Here is a 16928-nt window from a genome sequence, read left to right on the forward strand (position 1 = left end):
TCAATGCTCGCGACGGGCAACCGTCTCGTGTGTGAAGAGCAGTGAGATCACGGTGATCATGCCGAGCCCAGCCATGAGCAAGGCAACCGGCCATGCTGCGTGATAGTGAGCGAGCAGTGCCGTCGCCAGCATCGGTGACAAGCCGCCGGCAAAGACCGCGGAGACCTCGTGTCCGAGGGCCATGCCCGAGTAACGGACCTCCGTGCTGAATAGTTCGCCCATCAGCGCGGGTTGCGTGCCGAGCATGGCGCCGTGGCAGACAGCATTGCCCAGCAAGAATGCGAGCCAAATGAGTGCCGGAATCTTGGTATCGAGAAGCCAGAAAAACGGAAGCGCAACGATGACGACGCCCACCGCGCCCATCATGTACACGGGCTTGCGACCTATACGGTCTGACAGCCGGCCCCACAGGATCAGCGTGACCAGTTCCACAGCCATCGACACGATCACACCGGCCAGCATGATCTGATTGGGCACGCCGATGAATTTGCCGTACACGAGAGAAAAGGCGATGACAATGTACGACGTGCCGTTCTCCGCAACGCGCAGCCCCATCGCCATCAGGATTCGCTTCGGGAATCTGCGAATCACGTCGAGAACCGGCATGCGCGCTTTTCTTCCGGCAGCCTCGGCCTTGGCGAACTCTGTGCTTTCGGGCAGTCTCGACCGAACGTAGACGCCTACACCGAAGATGGCGATCGAAAGCAGGAAAGGAATGCGCCAGCCCCACGTCAGGAGCGCTTCTTTGGGCAGCATCTGGACGAGGAAGAACACACTAGCAGACAGCACGAAGCCGCCGCCGACGCCGATCTGGCTCATCGATGCATAGAAGCCGCGCTTTTCCGGCGGTGCCGATTCGCTGATCATCAGTACGGCCCCGCCCCATTCGCCACCGGCCGCAATGCCTTGCACGATTCGCAGAAGCATCAGCAACGCTGGCGCCCACAGTCCGACTTGCGAGTAAGTCGGCAAGAAGCCAATCAGAAACGTCGCGCCGCCCATCATCGATAACGTCCACACCAGAGCGCTCTTGCGGCCATAGCGATCGCCGATGTGGCCAAAGATGGCGCCACCGAATGGACGCGCGGCAAAGCCGACGGCAAAGCCCGCGAATGCCGCAAGCGTACCGATAAGCGGGTCGCCTCCTTTCGGGAAGAACAGATCACCGAATACGAGCGCAGCCGCAGTGCTGTACAGGAAGAAGTCGTACCATTCCAGCGCGTTGCCCGCGACGGACGCGAATACGATGCGCCTCAGGGAACGTTCATCGACGAGGGCGGCCAGAGGCTGGGTTGCCTCCTGGGGCGGCGTGATTGCTGCAGGAAACGTTCGCGTGCTGGTCATCAGAGTCTCCATGTGTACATCCGTCGGATGTACTCGATGTTGCTTTCTCGCTTGGCATGCGTTGCGCAGGTCGTCCCGTTCCGGAGCTTCTCGAAGGCCTCCGTGAACAGTCCGCAGTCACTTCATCGACGTTTGAGCCGATATCCGGAAGTTTCGAGATCCCATGTCGTCGCCGTGACGCCGGTCTCGCGCAATTTGAACTTCTGGATCTTGCCGTTCTCCGTCTTCGGCAGTTCTTGTTCGAAGTCGAGATAACGGGGTACGGCGAAGTAAGGCAGTCGCGGTTCGCAATAGCGGACCAGATCGAGCGGTTCTAACGCCTCGCCATCGCGCAGGCCGATTACGGCCATCACTTCGTCTTCGGCGAGCGTCGACTTGACGGCGAAGACCGCAGCGGTCTCGACCGAAGGGTGGCTCAACAACACTTGTTCGACTTCGTACGAAGAGATGTTTTCGCCGCGCCGGCGAATGGCGTCCTTCTGGCGATCAACGAATCGGTAATAGCCATCGGATTCCCTGATCACACGGTCGCCCGAGTGGAACCATAGATTGCGCCACGCCTTGACCGTCTCGCCCGCCATGCCCAGGTAGCCGCTCGCGAAGGAGAACGGCTCATCGGCACGCAGGATCAGTTCGCCAGGCTCGCCGTCCGCCACCGGTTGGTCATGTTCATCTACGACTCGTGCATCGAAGCCCCGATTCAGCTTGCCCATGTATCCAGGGCGGTGAGCGCTGACGTCGCCGCCCATCACTGAGTTGGTTTCCGTCGAGCCGTATCCGTCGATCAATGCGATGCCGCAGCGGTCGGTGAACTCTTTCTGGAAATGCCCCGGCACGCCCGGCGCAAGCGCGACGCGCACTTTATGGCGTCGCTCGTTGGCCGTTACTGGCCGCCCTAACAAGATCGGCACCATTGCACCGAGAACGTAGGTAACGGTCGCTTGCGTGTTCACCAGCGCGTCGAAAAAGCCGCTCGCCGAGAAACGCCGGCCAACAATGAGATGTGCATCGTTCACCAACGCCTGAAAGAAGCTGTTCAGCGCGTTGGTATGAAAGAGCGGCAAGCAGGTGTACAGCACGTCGCCCGCGACCACGCCAAGACCACCGCCTGTGTTACGTCCCCACCAGTAGAACTGGGCGTGTGGGCAGATAACGCCTTTGGATAAACCCGAGGTGCCAGACGTGTAAAGCACCGCAAACGGATCTCCGTCTCCGATTTCGCCCGCTGCGATAGGTTCCGCCGCCGGTGGAAGCGCAATCGTCTCGTACGCAGGGGAATGAGAGTCTGCCGTAGGTTCGTCGATGATCCAGATGCGCTGCAGCGGAAGGTCGTTCGCGGAGAGCGCATGAACAACATCGACGAGATGCGCTTCGGCGACGAGCAAGCGCGCGCCGCTGTTACGAAGGATATGTTCGAGCTGCGGGCCGCGCGAGGCCGTGTTGATCGGAACGACGACAGCTCCAAGCCATCCGCAGCCTAGGACCATCTCCATGAACTCCATCCGGTTCCCGCAGAGCAGCGCGACGTGATCGCCCCGCTTCACGCCATGCGCGGCCAGTGAACCGGCGCGGCGCGATGCGATCTCGAGGGCATCGGCACCGCTCCATACCGTCGATCCATCAGAAAAGAGAGGTTGGTTACCGCTTCGCGCCGCGCGCGCTGCAAGCAAGGCCGGCAACGTGCGTGATGAAAAGAGCCTCGGCTGCTCTGCGCGCTGTTCGACGACTGTTTCTGTCAATTCCATGAGCTTGGGACCTCTTTCAATGTTGGATCCCACTCTAGAATCCGATAGCATATCGGTCAAATCAATCAATTTTTTACCCCATATCGACATGGTCAATTTCCATCAGGTCGATTTGAACTTGCTACGCGTCTTCCAGGCGATCCTCGAAGAGCGCAGTCTCACGCGTGCTGGGCAAAGACTCGAGTTGTCGCAGCCAACGATCAGCTATTCGCTGGGGCGCCTGCGGTCGTTGTTCGATGATCCGCTGTTTGTGCGCACGCCGGACGGCATGCTTCCGACCCCTACTGCTGAGAGACTGGCGGTGCCTCTTGGCAGCGCCATTGCCTCCATTCGCGAAGCGCTGCGCGAAAGCGAACAATTCGATCCTTCGACGACCACGCGTGAATTTCGCTTGTCGATGTCTGATATCGGTGAACATGTCTTTCTGCCGCCTATCTGCGAAAGACTTCAGCGCGTAGCACCTCACGTCCGTCTGTCGACCGAGCAGATACCGGTGCGCGACGTAGAGGAAAAAATGCGACTCGGCCAGATCGATCTCGCCATAGGTAATCTTCCGTCGCTGATGCCGGTCACGAACCACGCGCTGCTGTTCCGCGATCAGTTCGTCTGCATGACGCGCAAGCGCCCTGGGTTGCCAGTTCGAACGCTATCGAGACAAAAATTTCTGGAGTTCTTACATGTCACCGTGACGACGAGTGACAGTAGCCATCTGACGATCGACGAGGTCTTGCGCAGTCAAGGTCTACATCGGCGGATTGCATTGCGCGTGCCGCATTTCACGGTAGTTCCGCACATTTTGCAGCGCACGAACTGGATGGTGACGCTTCACCGTGGAGCCGCCCAAATGTTCAATGAGACCGGCCACTTCATGATCTATCCAATGCCGGCGGAAATCCCTGACATCGAATCCACCGTCCATTGGCATCGCAACTTCGACAATGACGAAGGGATCCGTTGGTTCCGCGAATTGGTCATCGATACGCTGCATCGCGACTAAGCGCGCGCTCACTCATTCCTCTCGTGCTTTAGCTTCAACTTTGCTCGGTGAACCGCCGAACAGTCGCGGCGTTCAGCCCGATTGCGCTCAGCAACCGAACGCAGCGGCTTCCGAGCGCAACCCCAATAGCGTGCTTGAAGCCGCCATTGGCGAATGGGAGAACGCGTAGGGCAATGGCGGAAGTGCGTCGGCAAGCCGCGCAAGCGTGGTATCCGAACATTAAGCCCTTCGTTCGGCCGAGCCTCTTTCGCGCGAGCGAGTCGTCACTCAAGATAGAGCCGCTCTGGAGCGCAATCAGGGAACCCTCAGCCGCAAGGGCTGCGCTCAATAACGCCGCTCGGTTCTAGCAGCGCTAGGTTCAAGTCCGGTTGAAGCGATCTCGACAATGCCGCACAGGGGCGCCGCGGCTTATGCGTGTGTTGCGCCCGCAACCGCGAACAGCCGTAAGAAGTCACGAAGGCAAGTCTCATACGTGCGTATTCACGGCAGTACGGCAAATGAAGCGCCACTCACTGCGTGTCCGCTCGTGCCTTACGGCCAAGAAGCGAAAAAACGGGCAAAAAGCGCGATGAAACCCACGACAAATCACGGGTTAGTACCTACGACACCGAAAGCTTATGCATCAGATTCATAGCGGGTATTTTTGTCCCGAATTTGACCGAGCCCTGTCCTGGCTCATATCGTGGGCCCATCGCATCGGTACGACCCGCGCCGCTTCTTGAGCCTCAGGGAAGCGGGAACTATCACCTCATGTTTCCCTCCACCATGAACCCTGAAGCTCTGAATCCTGATCTAGGTACGCTCGTTCAAACTCGATCCGCCCGTCCTGCGAGCAACGTGCGCCGTGCCGTCACTACGGCAGTACTCGGCCAAATTCTCGAGTGGTATGACTTCTTCTTGTACGGCACCGCCGCCGCACTTGTCTTCGGCAAGCTGTTCTTTCCGGTTGGCACCGACCCATTGACGGGCACCATCGCTGCATTCGGTGGCTTCACGGTTGGTTTTATCGCTCGACCTATAGGCGGAATGTTATGCGGACATATCGGTGACCGATACGGTCGCAAAGTCGTGATGATGCTTACATTGCTCACGATGGGCACCGCAACCGCTTTGATGGGCGTCTTGCCAACGTATCAGCAAGTCGGCATTGCGGCGCCAATCATGCTGGTCCTTTTGCGTACTCTTCAGGGACTCGCGGCCGGAGGCGAATGGAGCGGCAGCATCTTATTGATTCACGAGAACGCGCCGCAATCGAAGCGCGGCGCGCTCTCGGCATGGAGCCCCTGCGGCGCGGCACTGGGCTTCGTTCTGTCCACCGCTGCGTTCCTGCTCGTGCAGAACTTGCCGGCGGGCGACTTCCAGAGCTGGGGATGGCGCCTTCCGTTTCTCGCTAGCGTCGCACTCGTTGTCCTTGGCCTGTGGATGCGCCGCTCGGTCGGCGAAAGCGCCGCATTCGCCGAAGCAAAAGCCACGCGCCACGAAAGCCGGATGCCTGTCATCGAGGTGCTGCGCCAATGTCCGCGCGAAGTGCTCACCGTCTTTGGCCTGCGCTTCGGCGAGGGCGCGGCGTCCTACCTCTTCTTCGCGTTTTCGATCGCATACGGGCAGTTTCTCGGCATCAAGTCGAGCTGGATCCTGAGCGGCCTGTGCATTTCGATGCTGCTGATGGTCCCCGTTTCGCTATTCTTTGGCTGGGCGACCGACAAAGTTGGGCGCAAGCCGGTTTATCTCGCGGGGGCGGTCGCCATCGTGCTTGTCGGATGGCCCTACTTCGCCCTGCTCGGCACAGGCGAGTACTGGAAGGTGGTTGCGGCGCTCGTCCTTGCCAACAGCATCACGCTGGGCATTCTTCAGGGCGCTCAACCCGCGTTCATCAGCGAAATGTTGCCAGTGCGTTTGCGTTTCTCTGGACTTGGCATCGGCCGGGAAGTGTCTTCCGTACTAGGTGGTGGCCTTTCTCCAATGATCGCCACCATGCTGCTCGCCCACTATCGCAGCGCCGTGCCGGTCGCCATCTATCTGGGCGCACTGGGGCTCATTACGGTCGTCGCTACGTTGCTCGCACGGGAGACGTTTCCCAAAGCGATGCGCGTCGCTGCACGTCGGCAGCCCGAATGACATCCGCATACATCGACCGAGAGGTATCACCTATGCAAGCCCTTCAAAGCGACGCAATCATCGATTCGTTAAACGACTATCCCGAGCATGCAGGACCGTTGTCGCTCGACGCGCTGATCGAAGAAGTCGAGCGCCGCCGCGACGAGTTCGACGCCCTGTCGCATGTGCCGCGCGATATGGTAGCTAAGATGAAGCGCGCGGGAATTTTCCGTTCGAGCACTCCTAAGCGTTTCGGCGGAGAGCCGCTTCCGCCCGCGCGCTTTCTTGAGATCCTCGAACGCATTGCGATAGCGGACGGGTCGACTGCATGGGTCGCAGCGTTCGGCTCCGCTAGCACGTACCTCGCATCATTGCCAGTCGAAACGCAGGCGCAGATCTATGCGACCGGTCCCGATCAGGTCTTCGCGGGCGGCCTGTATCCGCTGCAGAAAGCCGAACGAGTGCCGGGCGGCTTCCTCGTGTCGGGGCAGTGGCGCTTCGCGAGCGGTTGCAAGGGGGCGGACTGGATCGGCGTCGGAATCGGTGGGGTGCCTGCCGGCGCTGACGACAAGAACGCCGGCAAGCCGTTCACTGCGGTCTTTCCGGCGGGCGACGTCGAGATTGTCGATAACTGGAATGTGGTCGGTATGCAAGGCACGGGCAGCCACGATCTGCGTCTGAAGGATAAGTACGTCGAGGAACAATGGACCTTCGTGCGCGGGGGCGCGCCGCTGATCGATGAACCGTTGTATCGGTATCCCGCCATCGCCTACCAGGCGCAGGTGCATGCGGCAGTGAACCTTGGCCTGGCGCGCGCCGCCCTCGACCTGCTGGCAGGGATGTCCGGAGTAACGAAGACCACGACGGGTGCGCCCCGTCTTGCCGATCGCGCGTACTATCGATCGGGGCTCGCGCAGGCGGAAGCACAACTGCGCAGCGCGCGGGCATTCTTCTTCGAGTCCGCGGAAGCATCGTGGCGCACGGTGCTCGCGGGCGATCCGGTGCTGCCCGCAGAAGCCAACCTGTTGCGTCTGTCGGCGACGCACGCGGCCCACACCTGCGCCGATATCGTGATGCAGGCGTACAAGATGGCGGGCGTCGGCGCGATCTATCGCGAGAACCGGATGCAGCGTCTGGTGCGCGATTCGATCGTCGTCACGCAACACGCCTTCCTCGGCGAAGGCAATTACGACGCATCAGGCGCGATCTTCGTCGGCATTCCGCCGGTCACGCCTTATCCCTGAACTTGCAAACGTCGAAAGGACAACAGCCATGACGAACGATCAAGCGCGCACACAGTTTCGCAACGCAATGGCCTCGCTCGGCGCGGCCGTCAATGTCATCACCACTGACGGCCCGCACGGACGCTGCGGTATCACGGCGAGCGCCGTATGCTCGGTGACCGACACGCCGCCGACCATGCTCATCTGCATCAATCAGGCGAGCTATGTTCACGACGTGCTGCTCAATAATGGTCGAGCGTGCATCAACGTGCTGGGCGCGCACGCGCAGGAACTGGCGCGCGTTTTTGCGGGCATGGATGGATGCTCGATGGACGAACGCTTCGCCCGCTGCGGCTCGCGGCCGGGCGCACTGGAACTTCCCGTGCTCGATGACGCGATCGCAAGTCTTGAAGGCCGTATCGTCGACAGTAAGAAGGTCGGTTCGCATTCGGTGCTTTTCGTGCAGGTCGAGCACATTGGCTCGCGCAACGACGGCGATGGTCTCGTGTATTTCGGGCGGCAGTTTCATCGGCTCCCCCGCCCCGCTTCCTGCGAGGCAGCGTGATCATGCAAGTCTGCCCGCTTCTTATAGGTGCAAGCGGATAAGCGGCGCTGTGAGATGTCGCGCCGTTGAAGGACATCGGCGGCTTGCGCGGCCGTTGATGTGATGCACGACACCCTAGACTTCGCAGATAATGCGTCCTATCCTCACCTCTCCGCATTCGCGACGCATGGCGGCAAGCTCATCATCTTTCAAGGGTTCGCCGATGTCATTTAGGTGCCTGGAGCTGTAATTCTCTACCGCCAGAGTGTCGAGAAAGGCATGCCTAGTCAGTCCGATGAATTCATAAAGCTGTTCATCGCACAACGGGGAATAACCACTGAGTTCAATCACGCCTACGCGGGCGTCCTGTCGGATGACGGGACGCCCGCTCGTTTACGTGCGTTACGTGCTGCGAATGATGCGGGCGGGAAAGCTCTCACAGTACGCCTTGCCGAGCTTATGGGCTCGATTACAAGGCACGTTACGTCGCATTCCTTACTATCGGACCGTATGAAAGCAATTCATATAGCCCATTAATGTCCTGAATTTGACGGCAGAAACTCACTCTTCGATACTCGATTCCGCTCTGCGCCGCAGAGCCCGCCGCAGCAACGGGTCATGGCGGTAAGGTATCCGGGATCATAGAGGGGACGATGGCATCATGACTACACAGAGACGTAAAGCTCCAGCAAAAATCGAACAGGCTATGCTAAAGCAAGACACATCGATGCGCTTGCCCGCATTGCTTACCTTCCCCATTCTCGCTGCGGCGCTGTCTGCTTGTGGAGGTGGCGGCTCTTCGAATTCCGCCGATCCCACAATCGCGATGACGGCCGATGGTGCCGTGCAGGGCGTGGCGGCTAACGGCGTGGTGGCGTACAAGGGTATTCCCTTTGCGGCTCCTCCCGTCGGGAGCTTGCGCTGGCGCCCGCCCCAGCCCGTCTCTGCATGGAGCGGTGTGCGGCAGGCCACGTCTTTTGTTCATGACTGCATGCAAACGAGCGGCCCGAATTCCGCACTGACGGTCGCCCCGTCGGAAGATTGTCTGTACCTCAACGTCTGGCGCCCGCAAAACAGCACTGGCAAGAACTTGCCTGTGATGGTCTGGATCTACGGCGGTGCCTACGTCGTTGGCGGAACATCGATGCCGAAATATGACGGCACACAGTTCGCCAAAGAAGGCGTCGTTATCGTCACTGTGAATTACCGGCTCGGCCGCTTCGGCTTCTTTGCACATCCTGCACTCACCGCGGCCGCTGCCCAGTCCGGCGAAACGTTGGCTAATTACGGTTATATGGACCAGATCGCCGCCTTGAAATGGGTGCAGCGTAACATCTCCAATTTCGGCGGCGACCCCACGAACGTCACGATATTCGGGGAATCGGCTGGAGGTGAAGCTATCCACAACCTGCTGACATCGCCGTTGGCATCAGGACTGTTTGCGAAGGCGATCAATGAGTCCGGCAATGGACGCGTCAACCAGTACTATGGCCGTACGCTCACGCGTAACGCCAAGACGGTTGGGGCGTCGGCTGAAGAACAGGGTGCTTCATTCGCCAGTGGACTGGGAATCAACGGGAGTGATGCCAGTTCGCTGGACGCCCTACGTGCCCTCTCGGCAGATCAAGTTCTCGGCGGGTTGGACACCTCAACGTTGAATACATCGCATAGCCTGGCCACGTTCTCAGGCGGCGCGGTCATCGACGGTAAACTTGTGGTTGACGAACCGGAGAATCAGTACAAGGCGGGACACTTTGCGAAGATCCCGCTCATGATTGGGGTGAACAGTGCCGACCTCGGATTTTCGACTCAAGGCATTACGACGAAGGAGCAGGCGTACGCGATCTTCGGTCCTCAAAACTTGAGCGCTGCCGCTGCGGCGTTCGATCCGACCGGCACCGCCTCTGTGGCGTCCATTGAGAGCCAAATTTCTCGTGTCATTACGATGGATGAGCCCGCACGCTTTGTCGCCCGAATCTTTACGTCCAACGGCGCGCCGACGTATCTCTATCGCTTCTCGTATGTCGCTCAGTCGATCAAAAATAGCGTCGCCGGCGCCACGCATGGTGCCGAGATTCCGTACGTATTTGATACCCTTTCCTCTATCTACGGGACAGCTGTCACGAGTCAAGACGAACAGGTGGCGCGTAACATGATCGCCTACTGGACTGCGTTCGCAAAAACGGGAAATCCGTCTAACGCAGGTCTAACAAACTGGCCGGCATACAACATTGCACTCGACAACCAATTGGAGTTCAATGCAGCAGGCACCTTGCAGGTGAACCAGCCGAATCCGTTGAAAGCGCAACTCGATCTTGTTGAGCCGCTTAATGACGCAAATCAAACGGTAAATCGGCAGTATCAGTAATTGATCCGCATGACTGGGCCGATGAGGTCGCTATGCGCGGCTGCCATCGACCCTCGTGATCTAAAGCGAGGTCGCCGATCAACTCGAGCGTGAGCGGCGCGCTGCTGCCCCTTTTTTGCTGTCGGAGCGGAGTGCGCAGTGTTTGCTGAACGCGGTACGGCGGATGCGGTGCCCGCACTTTATGCAGATCAATACGAGTTGTCCGGCGTCACGATCCAGATCGCCGAGGACACGGGCGCGCGCATGCTGGTGCAACTCGACGCGTTCGGCTGTTTCCGCAGGCGGAAGCGACGCCTGGAAATCAGATCAAATTTGACTGTGCTAATGACGCTTCATGGCCGACACCGAAACTTCTTCAGAATGATTGACCTCGTGAGGTCACTGCGTTAGACCGCGTTTCGAATTCGCCGATAGGGACATAAGTCGCCGATGCATTCGCCGGACGCGCCGGATAACTAGCACTTTCGTTGCGCATTACTTTGTTCAAGACTGCCTCGGCTCGCCGACATTCGCCGTTTGCTTAGTCGTCGCGCGCATCCTATATTCTTAACAGATAGCCTTCCCCGCAGGCCCTCTGTGTCGAGAGCAACAGCTAGTCTCGTGCACATGCCTGGCGACTCTCGATCAGACGACACAGCAGGTTGATCAAGCGATCAGCGTTGTACGATCCGACACCATGAAACTCGACCTGCGAAAGCTCTCTTGTGTCTTGCTTGTCTTGCTGACTGTCCCGTCGAAGACATTTGCGCACGACGGTGGAGTCGGTGAGAGCGACCGCGATCGCCACGATGGTCCTCGAAAGCTGCGGGTATTCGACAGCAGGGGCATTGTGGTCGGACCACTCGTTGATGCTCCATTCTCGAGTTTCTCGAGTGGTGCTCTCATCACTGTCAACGGCGCGAATGTCGTTGTCCCCATAAGGCGGATGACGGATAGCGGCGGTCACGTCTCGTCCACTCAATATGCGTGGGCGGAAGGAAAACCGTGGTACTCAACAACTGATTGCAGCGGGCCCCCGGTGATCATCGACACCTTCGCCGTGCTAAGACCGCTAGAAGTCGTACGACGCGGCACCGATGTGACAGCCTACATTGCTTCGGATACTGACACGGCTTCGGTCGACCTCAGGTCCTACTCCGACGCTAAAGATCGATGCAGCGCCTATGACCTTCCAGGCGTGGGAGGGGTCTGGATGACTGGGTTTGCTTATTCACTAACTCAGTATTTCCTTGAGCCGCTCACCGTCCACTATTGAACGCGATGACAGGACTGCGAGTACGCGAAGGAGTCTCTCGTGAAAGCTACAGTCAAGACTGCGGTGATTGTAGTGGCCCTTGCCTCGATGTGGAGCGGCCGCGGATCTGCCGACGATGTAGGTACACGGCATGAAGGTGAGCATCGCTCTCTGAGAGTTGTCGATGCGCGCGGAAGTTTCGTAGGCACCTTAACGTCCGGTCACACTGACTTCTTCGGCAACTCGTCCCCGGGTGTGGTTCTGACGGTGAACGGGGCCATTGTATTCGTACCGATTCACCGGGCGAGCGATGCGAACGGCCATACCGTCGCGTCGCAGTACGTCTGGGGCGATGTGTCTTACGCGTTCTCCTTCCGAACGAGCGACTGCAGCGGCCCGCCTTTCGTACGGGGAGAGCCAGCCGGCAACCTACGCCCTGTAGCCGTTTCGCGGCAGGGCGGCGAAGCGACGCTTTACATAGCGCCCGACTCATTTTCGTCCGACTTAGCACCGTCGGTACGCTCCACGCGGTATGTCGACGGCTCGTGCATAAGCATCATGCCCGTTGGTCGAGAGGAAGGCTGGACGCCCGAGAGCAGCTTCTCGCTCACCGAGCACTTCCCTGAGCCGCTGACCGTCCGGTAGCTCGCAAGAGTCCCATTGACGGGAGACCGAGATGTGCAAATTGCTTTCTGTCGTTACGCTCCTGTTCATCGCCACGCCAGCATTCGCCGGCAGTGACCACGACGGAGACGGTGTCCATGGCGACGGCCGACGGCACGGGCACGATGTCCTCAAGGTTCTCGACGCCAGGGGCAATGCGGTCGGCCCGCTCGCAATCGATAGCGTCGGCAAAGGCGTGGTTCTGACAGTCGGAGGAGCGCGGACGTTCGTAGGCGTTTATCGACCCTTCGACGAACATGGCCGGCAACATGCGTCGGAGTACGCTTGGTCGGCAGGCGGATTCTCCTTTCCAACCGCAGACTGTAGCGGCCCCCCCGCGATCGTCAATGCCTGGCCAGTGCTGAGGCCTTCCACTCTGGTCAGGAATGGCGCGAAGCTAACCCTCTATCTCGCGCCCGACGGCCCGACCACGACCATAGTCGTTCATTCGAGTTCGGGCGCGGGCTCCTGTTATACCTACCCGGGAGGTCACTCCGGTCCCCCACCTTACACGGCTGAAGCGTGGGGCATTGAGTCAGCTTACCCGCTCGACTACCCGGAGCCACTTACGATCCACTATTGAATGCTCGGCGATTCGCTGCGGGCACCAATGGGGAGGACCGGCCGCTACTCGGTATGCAAGGCAAGCGGTCGATCATATGTCGCCGAGCATGTCAGTTAGCCGAAGTGCGTCGCGCCCCTGCGATGAATGATCGAGGCCCGCCTGTGACTTCGGCGTGAGTGATCCCAGCCCAAAGCTTGGCTTTCGTCCCAAAGGCCGGTTCGCCGACGTAGGCTCGCTCGCAGCGCTCCCACTCAGTGACTCGACGAAGGTTGCCCGACTAGTGCGCGGCTCGGTGCACCGTGGACGGGTCGATGGAGTGCCATCGCTTGAAAGAGAGAGCGCTGCAGAGACTGCGGCTTTCTGCTCACGGATCGTACGTTCCTCGTGAGGGAGTGTGCCTTCACGAGTCACGAGAATATTCACAATCGGCATACGGTTCTCCAAGAGAAAGGGAGGCGCTGATTGCGCGCCTCCCTTAAGTTCAGCGCCCTGCGATAAGGCCGCCATCGACGTGGAGAATCTCGCCGGTCGAGAAGGCTGCGTCCTCGAGGTAGAGCACCGCTCGAACAATATCTTCGACCTCGCCTAGCTTGTTCATGGGGTGAAAGGCAGCCAGCTTTTCCACCATGCTCGGATCGTGCATGGGCGTGCGGATGACGCCCGGCGCCACTGCGTTCACGCGAATGCCGCGTGTGGCGTACTCGATCGCCATGCTCTTGGTGGCGGAATTCATCCCGCCCTTGGTCAGCATCGCGAGGAAAGCGGGAGAGCGAGAGCTCGCAAACTCCGCCGTCGAGGCAGTGATCTGGACAACGTGTCCGCTGCCCTGTTTCAACATCACCGGAATGACTTGCTGGGTCGTGAAAAAGAAACCGTCGAGGTTGGTCTTTAGCTTGAGACGATAATCTTCTTCGGTGTATTCAGTGAATGCCTTGCCGATAAAAATGCCGGCGTTGTTCACCAGCGTGTCGATTCGGCCAAAGCGGTCCAGCGCTGCAGCGACCACACGCTTGCCGGTCTCCGGGTCACCGATGTCGCCCGCGACGGTCACAAGGTCCGGGTCGGCTGAGGGCTGAATGGAGCGCGACGTCGCAACCACGCCGTAGCCGCGCGCGCGAAAAGCCTTGACGATCCCCTCGCCCATACCTTGGGAAGCGCCGGTGACAATGGCTACTTTCTTCTGACTCATGGTATTTCTCCTGGCTGTTGACTGAACTTGGGATGCCGTTGGCATCTCGTGGTATGGACAGGAGGTTAGCGCTGGACTTCGTGAACGGGGAGTCGCTATCCTTGCGCAATGACTGATAAAAAACGCACAGAACTCGACTGGCAGGACATCAGGATTTTTCTGGCGCTTGGACGCTACGGAAGCCTGTCTGCTACGGCACGCGCACTGCGCGTTAATCATGCAACGGTCGCCCGCCGTGTTCAGTCTCTCGAGGAGAGCACGGGTCAGAAGCTGGTCGAGCGCAGGCCAGAAGGATACGTACTGACTCCTGCGGGAAGAAATACGTTGCAGGCTGCAGCGGAGATGGAAGCTGCAGCGCAGAGAATGAAGCATGCCGAGGCGAGCGATGGAGACGGCAGCCTTCGAGGCCTGGTGCGTATCAATGCACCGCCCGCGCTGACGCAGGGCTTCATACTTGCCCGCCTTACCCGCCTCACCGAGTCCTACCCCGGTATCGATATCGATCTTGCGACGAACCTTCGTTCGGTCAGTCTCGATCGTCACAAAGCAGATATCGCGGTGCGCGTGGGTCGCCTTGCCGACGCGGACCTGATCGCCAAGTCACTCGGCCTCATGTCGTTCGGCTTCTATGGCACAACCGCGCAGTGTGAACGAGTCGAACGAGGAGAGCCGCCGGTTTTCGTGAGTTTCAACGAGGAAAGCGCCGACATGCCCGGCACGAGCTGGTTGTCGCAGCATTTCCCTCACTGTCGCGTTTCATTCCGCGCTGAAAATCACATACTGCAAGCTATTGCGGCTCGGGACGGCGCGGGTTTAGCTTTGCTGCCCCATTATCTAGGGCGAAGTCTGTCTGGGCTGCGGTTGTCCGCTCTAGGGCCGCTGCCTCCCCCGCGAGATATGTGGCTTCTCATACGCAGGCAGGACCGTAACGTGCCGACGCTAAGGGTGGTTACGCAGCACTTGATCGATTCATTCAAGGAAAGTGAGGCGCTTTTCAACGCATGACAGGCGATGGCCTGTTGGCCTACCATCGCCTTGCCCCGGCCAGTCGATCTCGGCCCTCAACCGCTGCACTCGAGGGCGAACATTACGTCGAAACGTCCGAGCGATGGCGCATCGACTGACGCTTCATGGCCGCGTGCCACCGGCTGCGGTCGGCTCTAGGCGACCTGTTGCAGCCGGTCGCGCAGTCGCCGTTTTCATTGGAGTGGAACCGTCATTCCGTGCCATCGCTTGCAGGACAGCCATCGGCCAGCTCGCAATGCACGACGCCGACGATCCGATCGCGCCCTATGCCGACTCGCGGCCTCTTCGGTCAAGCTGCCGAGAAACGGCAAGCTGAAAACCTGCAAAGGCTTCCCGCATCATGCAAAGACTGACTACCGCTCGTCCCTTTCATGATCGCGTCGAGCCGCAAACCCAAACACCATCATGCAGCCGATGCACGCAGCGCCTCGAGCGTCGGCCCTTTCGGTCGCAAGCGCATGCGTGCATCCAGATGGCGCCAGGGCAGATCCGCAGGATCGGCGGCCATCGGGCCGGGAGCTTTTGCAACGAGAATGCGCGCGGTAATCGGCTCGAAGTCGGCGCGAAAATGCACCGAGCTCTTGACCACGACGATTTTCATATGCTCCGGCTCGATGCCCGCGACGCGAAACAGATTTCGGTCGAACACCTGCATCTTGATGCTGCTTACCACGATGCGTAATCCTTCGATGCGCAGGCACGCGGTCGGCCCGAGTTCGCCTTTCATGCCTTGAAGCATCGGGCCGTCGAAACGAAATCGTCCATCCGACACAGACTCGACCTCGAACTCGCCTTCGACCGGTGAATCGCCCGGTACATTCGAGCCGCCGCCGAGCGCGAGTCTGATGCGCGCGCCCACGCCTGCGCGATGCGCCGCCCGCGCTGCCTGCTCGTCCCAGATGACGCCTACGGCCGCGTCGCGCGCACGGTGACGCAACAGTGCGCGCACCATGCCCATCGTGTTCGAATCACCGCCGACGCCGGGATTGTCCTGCGTATCCGCGATGACAACGGGCTTTGTCGCAGCGCGGCCGGCGGCGATGGCTTCCAGGACGGCTTCGTCAGGCGAAAGGAAAGACACGCCCCAACGCGCTTCGTCGTGGGTGATCCGCGTGTACAACGCATCGACCGCGTGCTCCGCGCTTGCCTGATCGAGCGCATATCCCCAGATCGCCGGACCGCACGCGACGAAATCCGATGCCGGAAAGCCGGGCGCGAACGATAGCGACACCACCGTCTTTTCCAGCGCCTCGATCGCACCGTACATGCCGCGCGCCGGCTCCACCAGCGTACACATACCGTTCACCGGAATCAGGAACGGCACGCGTCGCATCGCGCGTTTGAACGGCCTGCCGTGCGCGACGCGCTGCGCGAGGAGATGCGCTGCGCGCAACCCGGTCTCGGCCATATCGACGTGTGGATACGTGCGATACGCGACGAGCGCATCAGCGAGTTCCAGCATGCTTGCTGTGACGTTCGCATGCAGGTCGAGCGACACAACGAGCGGCATGTCGTCGCCCACGATGCGCCGCACGCGCGCAAGCAATTCGCCTTCGCCGTCATCGAGATGCTCGGTCACCATCGCGCCGTGCAGATCGAGATAGATTGCATCGAAGCCGCCTTTTTTCACCTGCTCGACGATGGCGCCCGCGATGCGTTCATACGCGTCCTCCGTCACCTGCGCCGATGCGCTCGCGCCAGCCCAGATCACCGGGATCAATTCGTGGCCTTGCGCCTCTGCCCACTTGATGAAGCCGCCGATCGGCACATTCACGTCACGCAGCGCGAGCACTTCGGCGCCGTGCGCCATCGGCGGGAAACCTTCGCCCTGAATGAAGCTCTGGTAGCTTGCCTTCGTCGGCGCGAAGGTGTTCGTTTCGTGCTGAAATCCTGCGATCAAGATCTTCATGTCCGTGGTCCGTGTATCTGTCGA

13 protein-coding genes are annotated in these 16928 nt (G+C 59.9%); 8 read left to right on the forward strand and 5 right to left on the reverse strand.

What is annotated here, in order from left to right; genetic code table 11:
* Positions 1 to 1356, reverse strand: a complete 1356-nt coding sequence (locus tag LDZ24_RS25985) for an MFS transporter (protein WP_248324750.1) — start codon at positions 1354 to 1356, stop codon at positions 1 to 3.
* A gap of 110 nt (positions 1357 to 1466) precedes the next feature.
* Entirely contained in the window at positions 1467 to 3089 is a 1623-nt protein-coding gene (locus LDZ24_RS25990) for an ATP-dependent acyl-CoA ligase (RefSeq protein ID WP_248324752.1), read from the reverse strand.
* An 88-nt stretch (positions 3090 to 3177) separates the two neighbouring features.
* Here LDZ24_RS25990 and LDZ24_RS25995 point away from each other — a divergent pair, with 88 nt between their 5' ends.
* The 4 genes from LDZ24_RS25995 to LDZ24_RS26010 all read left to right on the forward strand — a co-directional run bounded on the left by LDZ24_RS25995 (position 3178) and on the right by LDZ24_RS26010 (position 7971).
* Complete coding sequence (locus LDZ24_RS25995; protein WP_248324781.1) at positions 3178 to 4086, forward strand: LysR family transcriptional regulator; 909 nt, start codon at positions 3178 to 3180, stop codon at positions 4084 to 4086.
* Positions 4087 to 4851: 765 nt separating this feature from the next.
* Complete coding sequence (locus LDZ24_RS26000) at positions 4852 to 6204, forward strand: MFS transporter (RefSeq protein WP_371747514.1); 1353 nt, start codon at positions 4852 to 4854, stop codon at positions 6202 to 6204.
* Between the two features lie 32 nt (positions 6205 to 6236).
* On the forward strand, positions 6237 to 7427 hold the full coding sequence (locus tag LDZ24_RS26005) for an acyl-CoA dehydrogenase family protein (protein ID WP_248324755.1): 1191 nt from the start codon (positions 6237 to 6239) through the stop codon (positions 7425 to 7427).
* A gap of 28 nt (positions 7428 to 7455) precedes the next feature.
* Positions 7456 to 7971, forward strand: coding sequence for a flavin reductase (locus tag LDZ24_RS26010; RefSeq protein WP_248324757.1), 516 nt, complete (start codon positions 7456 to 7458; stop codon positions 7969 to 7971).
* A gap of 114 nt (positions 7972 to 8085) precedes the next feature.
* Here LDZ24_RS26010 and LDZ24_RS26015 read toward each other — a convergent pair whose 3' ends face one another.
* Positions 8086 to 8301 carry a hypothetical protein gene (locus LDZ24_RS26015; protein ID WP_248324759.1) on the reverse strand — a complete coding sequence of 72 codons (216 nt, stop codon included), beginning with the start codon at positions 8299 to 8301 and terminating at the stop codon, positions 8086 to 8088.
* Between the two features lie 355 nt (positions 8302 to 8656).
* Between LDZ24_RS26015 and LDZ24_RS26020 the strand changes: the two genes are divergently transcribed.
* The 3 genes from LDZ24_RS26020 (at position 8657) to LDZ24_RS26030 (ending at position 11573) form a co-directional block, all read left to right on the forward strand.
* On the forward strand, positions 8657 to 10318 hold the full coding sequence (locus LDZ24_RS26020; protein ID WP_248324783.1) for a carboxylesterase/lipase family protein: 1662 nt from the start codon (positions 8657 to 8659) through the stop codon (positions 10316 to 10318).
* Positions 10319 to 10456: 138 nt separating this feature from the next.
* Positions 10457 to 10708, forward strand: coding sequence for a hypothetical protein (locus LDZ24_RS26025; RefSeq protein ID WP_248324761.1), 252 nt, complete (start codon positions 10457 to 10459; stop codon positions 10706 to 10708).
* A gap of 286 nt (positions 10709 to 10994) precedes the next feature.
* Positions 10995 to 11573 (forward strand): hypothetical protein, encoded by a 579-nt coding sequence (locus LDZ24_RS26030; RefSeq protein ID WP_248324251.1) that lies wholly within the window; start codon positions 10995 to 10997, stop codon positions 11571 to 11573.
* 1688 nt (positions 11574 to 13261) lie between these two features.
* Here the strand turns inward: LDZ24_RS26030 and LDZ24_RS26035 are convergent.
* A complete protein-coding gene (locus LDZ24_RS26035) occupies positions 13262 to 13969 on the reverse strand; it encodes an SDR family NAD(P)-dependent oxidoreductase (protein WP_248324252.1) in 708 nt (235 codons plus the stop codon).
* A 108-nt stretch (positions 13970 to 14077) separates the two neighbouring features.
* Between LDZ24_RS26035 and LDZ24_RS26040 the strand changes: the two genes are divergently transcribed.
* Positions 14078 to 14974 carry a LysR family transcriptional regulator gene (locus tag LDZ24_RS26040; RefSeq protein WP_248324253.1) on the forward strand — a complete coding sequence of 299 codons (897 nt, stop codon included), beginning with the start codon at positions 14078 to 14080 and terminating at the stop codon, positions 14972 to 14974.
* A gap of 424 nt (positions 14975 to 15398) precedes the next feature.
* Here the strand turns inward: LDZ24_RS26040 and LDZ24_RS26045 are convergent, their stop codons facing one another.
* The gene (locus LDZ24_RS26045) at positions 15399 to 16904 is read right to left on the reverse strand and encodes a M81 family metallopeptidase (protein WP_248324254.1); all 1506 of its coding nucleotides are present in this window, start codon (positions 16902 to 16904) and stop codon (positions 15399 to 15401) included.
* Positions 16905 to 16928 lie beyond the last annotated feature (24 nt).

The sequence above is a fragment of the Caballeronia sp. Sq4a genome (assembly GCF_023170545.1).
Lineage (GTDB): Bacteria > Pseudomonadota > Gammaproteobacteria > Burkholderiales > Burkholderiaceae > Caballeronia.

Excerpts from the sequence above, each read along its gene's own strand:
- LDZ24_RS26005 (WP_248324755.1), top strand. The coding sequence starts at position 6,237 with ATGCAAGCCCTTCAAAGCGACGCAATCATCGATTCGTTAAACGACTAT.
- LDZ24_RS26000 (WP_371747514.1), top strand. The coding sequence starts at position 4,852 with ATGAACCCTGAAGCTCTGAATCCTGATCTAGGTACGCTCGTTCAAACT.
- LDZ24_RS25985 (WP_248324750.1), bottom strand. The coding sequence starts at position 1,356 with ATGGAGACTCTGATGACCAGCACGCGAACGTTTCCTGCAGCAATCACG.
- LDZ24_RS26045 (WP_248324254.1), bottom strand. The coding sequence starts at position 16,904 with ATGAAGATCTTGATCGCAGGATTTCAGCACGAAACGAACACCTTCGCG.
- LDZ24_RS25990 (WP_248324752.1), bottom strand. The coding sequence starts at position 3,089 with ATGGAATTGACAGAAACAGTCGTCGAACAGCGCGCAGAGCAGCCGAGG.
- LDZ24_RS26040 (WP_248324253.1), top strand. The coding sequence starts at position 14,078 with ATGACTGATAAAAAACGCACAGAACTCGACTGGCAGGACATCAGGATT.
- LDZ24_RS26010 (WP_248324757.1), top strand. The coding sequence starts at position 7,456 with ATGACGAACGATCAAGCGCGCACACAGTTTCGCAACGCAATGGCCTCG.
- LDZ24_RS26030 (WP_248324251.1), top strand. The coding sequence starts at position 10,995 with ATGAAACTCGACCTGCGAAAGCTCTCTTGTGTCTTGCTTGTCTTGCTG.
- LDZ24_RS26035 (WP_248324252.1), bottom strand. The coding sequence starts at position 13,969 with ATGAGTCAGAAGAAAGTAGCCATTGTCACCGGCGCTTCCCAAGGTATG.
- LDZ24_RS25995 (WP_248324781.1), top strand. The coding sequence starts at position 3,178 with ATGGTCAATTTCCATCAGGTCGATTTGAACTTGCTACGCGTCTTCCAG.
- LDZ24_RS26020 (WP_248324783.1), top strand. The coding sequence starts at position 8,657 with ATGCTAAAGCAAGACACATCGATGCGCTTGCCCGCATTGCTTACCTTC.